4 protein-coding genes are annotated in these 3,243 nt (G+C 63.0%); 2 read left to right on the top strand and 2 right to left on the bottom strand.

Features of this window, described 5'->3' with window-relative positions; genetic code table 11:
• Positions 1–362 (top strand): hypothetical protein (locus KAZ48_11540; protein MBP7973423.1); only part of this gene is annotated, 362 nt, incomplete at its 5' end.
• A gap of 97 nt (positions 363–459) precedes the next feature.
• On the top strand, positions 460–1,344 hold the full coding sequence (locus tag KAZ48_11545) for a serine hydrolase (protein ID MBP7973424.1): 885 nt from the start codon (positions 460–462) through the stop codon (positions 1,342–1,344).
• 228 nt (positions 1,345–1,572) lie between these two features.
• Here KAZ48_11545 and KAZ48_11550 read toward each other — a convergent pair whose 3' ends face one another.
• Positions 1,573–2,226, bottom strand: coding sequence for a hypothetical protein (locus KAZ48_11550; protein ID MBP7973425.1), 654 nt, complete (start codon positions 2,224–2,226; stop codon positions 1,573–1,575).
• A gap of 96 nt (positions 2,227–2,322) precedes the next feature.
• The gene (locus KAZ48_11555) at positions 2,323–3,210 is read right to left on the bottom strand and encodes a fructose bisphosphate aldolase (protein MBP7973426.1); all 888 of its coding nucleotides are present in this window, start codon (positions 3,208–3,210) and stop codon (positions 2,323–2,325) included.
• Positions 3,211–3,243 lie beyond the last annotated feature (33 nt).

Here is a 3,243-nt window from a genome sequence, read left to right on the forward strand (position 1 = left end):
CAACCGTCAAGCCAACCCGTCGACCCGGAAGCGCTGGCGCCGCGCCGAAGCCGACCAAGAAGCCAGGCAGACACCCGAACCAGCAGGCGTTTGTCCCCACCGACGATGGCTCCGACTCCGCGAACGCCCCGCTTCCCCCCACTCGCCCGGCTCCGAGTTCGTCCGCGCCGCAACCGAGGCAGTCGCCAAACCAGCGAGTTGCCGGTGGCTATTCGGGCAGCAATGGGGCGGACGTTGCCACCGCGAACCCTGGCGGTGGATCGCCTGTTTCCACCATCGTCGGGGTCGGAATACTGACACTCCTACTCGGCACGGCGGGCTATTTCGAAGTACGCCGCCGCCGGAACCTTTCGAGTTTGTGAGCGGCGTCCTCCCGCCCGTTCCTTCCACGCGATCGCTCAGCTCCCAAGCAACCTTGCTCTGCTGTGCGTACGCTTGCGCGCGGATGAGGAGGCCATCGTGGCTGGCAGAAGAGTGCTCAGGACAACCGGCTTTCTGCTTGCCACCACGTCGGTGGCCGCGCTGATGACCGTGCCGTCAGCCGTTGCGGACCCGGCGAGCGCGAGCCCGATGACCCGCTCCCTGCAGATCGGCCTGTGTTGGGCTCCCGGCAGCGCCGAGAGCAAGAAGCTGGCGGCGATGATCAATCGTCGACTCACTGCGGCCGTGCGAGTGAAGCGATTCAGTTCGGTCGGATTCTCACTGACCGACCGGACGACCGGGGTCGCGTGCAACTACCGCGGGAATTGGCACACCGAGTCCGCGAGCACCGTCAAGGCCACCCTCGTGGCGACCCTGCTGTGGACGCGCCAACGCCAGCATCGCGCCCTGAGCCGGAGAGAACGAACATGGTGCCGCAACGCGATCCGCATCTCTGACAACGCCTCAGCCGCTCACCTGTGGGATGCGGTGGGTCGCAATCCAGGGGTACGGAAGTTCCTGCGTGCCGCCAAGATGCGCCAGACTCACCCGCTGGTTAGGCAGTACTGGGGAAACACTCAGATCACGGCGGCAGATCAAGTCCGGCTGATGTTCGTGCTGCATTCGTCCACCAGCGTCCTGAACCGCCAATCCCGCCGATTCGAGACGCGGTTACTGCGAACCGTCGTGGCCAGTCAACGCTGGGGAGCCCCTGCGGGAGTAGGCAGAGACGCGGTTGTCGAGAACAAGAACGGCTGGGGTCCACGTCGGTGGCGAGGGTGGCGAATCAACTCCGTGGCCTACGTGACGAACCCCAACCACACGTATGCCTTGGCCGTGTTGTCCGACAAGAACCCGAACATGACGTACGGGGTTCACACCATTGGCCGTATCGCCCGCACCGCGAACCTTGCCTTGCGCTAACAGCGCCCCGGGGGCGCGGTAGCTACTCGCCTTCGTCTTCCTCGGCTTCGTTTCCGTGCGGGTGGTGCTTGCTGTCCTCTTCGTGTCGGCGCTCGTCCTGGCTCTCGCCATCAGTGTCGTGTTCAGGGCCGTGGCTCATGGTCGCTCCTTGCGGGTTGTCAGTGACTTGGTGGGTGGCTGCGGTAACGGCGACCACCCACCAAGTGATCGATTTGGTACCGGCGGGGTCTAGCTGCAGTAGTTCAGCAGAACCTGTGGCAGTCCTGCACTCGCTGTTCCGCAGACCGAGTCAGCCTCCTGCGCGTTCCACTTTGAGCCCTTCTTCTGAAGGAAGAACACGGTGTTGCCGGGGTTGACCTTCACCGCTGCCCATTGCGTCCCACCGACGTTGGCGCAGTTGAACTTGATCATTTTCGCTCCGCTTGGCAGTGCCGCCAAGAGCGATCCTGAGGTGCAGGTTGCGCCAGCCGGCGAGGCGGTTGCGGTCGGGGATGGGTTGTTGCTGCTGCAGTACTTCAGCAACTTCTCCGGGAGGCCGGCACTTGCCGTACCGCAGACCTCGTCGGACATGGAGACGTCCCAAGTGGAGTTCTTCTCCTGGAGGAAGAACACCGTCGGTCCGGGGTCGACCTTTACCGCCGCCCACTGGGTGCCACCGACGTCGGCGCAGTCGAACTTGACCATGGTCGAGCCGTCGGGAAGCGCGGCGAGGATCGAGTCGGTGGTGCACTCGGCAGTGATCGGTGCTGTGGTCGCTGTCGCTGTTGGGCTCTCGGTCGGAGTGGTATCCGAACTCGACGAGCACCCTGCCACGGTGAGCGCGGCAATGCCGACTCCCGAGACCAGTAGCGCGGACTTGCGCAGGATGGACGTTAAGGACATTGGGTCCCCTCTGAGAGTTAGCTCGATCTGGTGATCAGACCGAGCTGGCGACTGGTGATGGTCGTCAGCGTAGCCAGCCAGAAGGGTGATCGTCGGTTATGTAGTGGACGCCTGGAAGATGCTTTCGATTGACGCATCGAGGGCATCGTCAAAGACCGGTTCGCTCATGTCGACGGTGAGGCCCTCAGTAAGTGCGCGGGAGAAGCTTGCGACCACGCCATGTTGGCGTGCAAGGCGTGCGTCGGCCTCCTCGCGGCTGTAGCCACCTGAGAGCGCCACCACCCGGAGCACATTGGGATGCGCCACAAGGTCGGCGTAGAAGTCGTCGACCTCTGGCGGCGTCAGTTTCAGCATCACGTGCTGATTGGAATCCAGGGCGTTGAGCTGCCCTAACAGCGCAGTCTTCAGCAGTTCCTCCGCGGTGGCTTTGTCGGGAGCGTGGATGTCGATCTCTGGTTCGATGATCGGCACGAGGTCCCTACCCAGGATCGTCCGGGCCACCTCGAACTGCTGGTCGACGACGGCCTGGACTCCGGCCGGGTTGCCGCTCTTGATCACCGAACGCATTTTGGTGCCGAAGACGCCCTTGTCGATCGCTCGGGTGAGTACCTGGTCGAGGTCTGGCATCGGCTTCATCACCTGAGCGCCGTCGGCCTCGTCCGCAAGACCCTTGTCCACCTTGAGGAAAGGGACCACGTTCTTGACGTCCCAGAGGTATTCGGCGGTGCCTTTGCCCTCGACATCACGATCCATCGTCATCTCGAACAGAATCGCGCCGAGGATCCGTTCGCCGGTAAAACTCGGGCTGGTCATGATGCGGGTCCGCATCTGGTGGACGAGGTCGAACATCTGCTCGTCATTCGCGTACTCGGTCTCGGCAATTCCGTAGAGCTTGAGCGCTTTGGGGGTGCTGCCACCACTCTGATCAAGTGCTGCGATAAAGCCCGGTGCGTTCTTCATCTTGTCGAACTGCTGCTGATTCATGATGATGGCTCTCCCAGTGACGTTTGTGCTCCC

The sequence above is a fragment of the Candidatus Nanopelagicales bacterium genome, from assembly GCA_018003655.1.
Lineage (GTDB): Bacteria > Actinomycetota > Actinomycetes > S36-B12 > UBA10799 > JAGNDY01.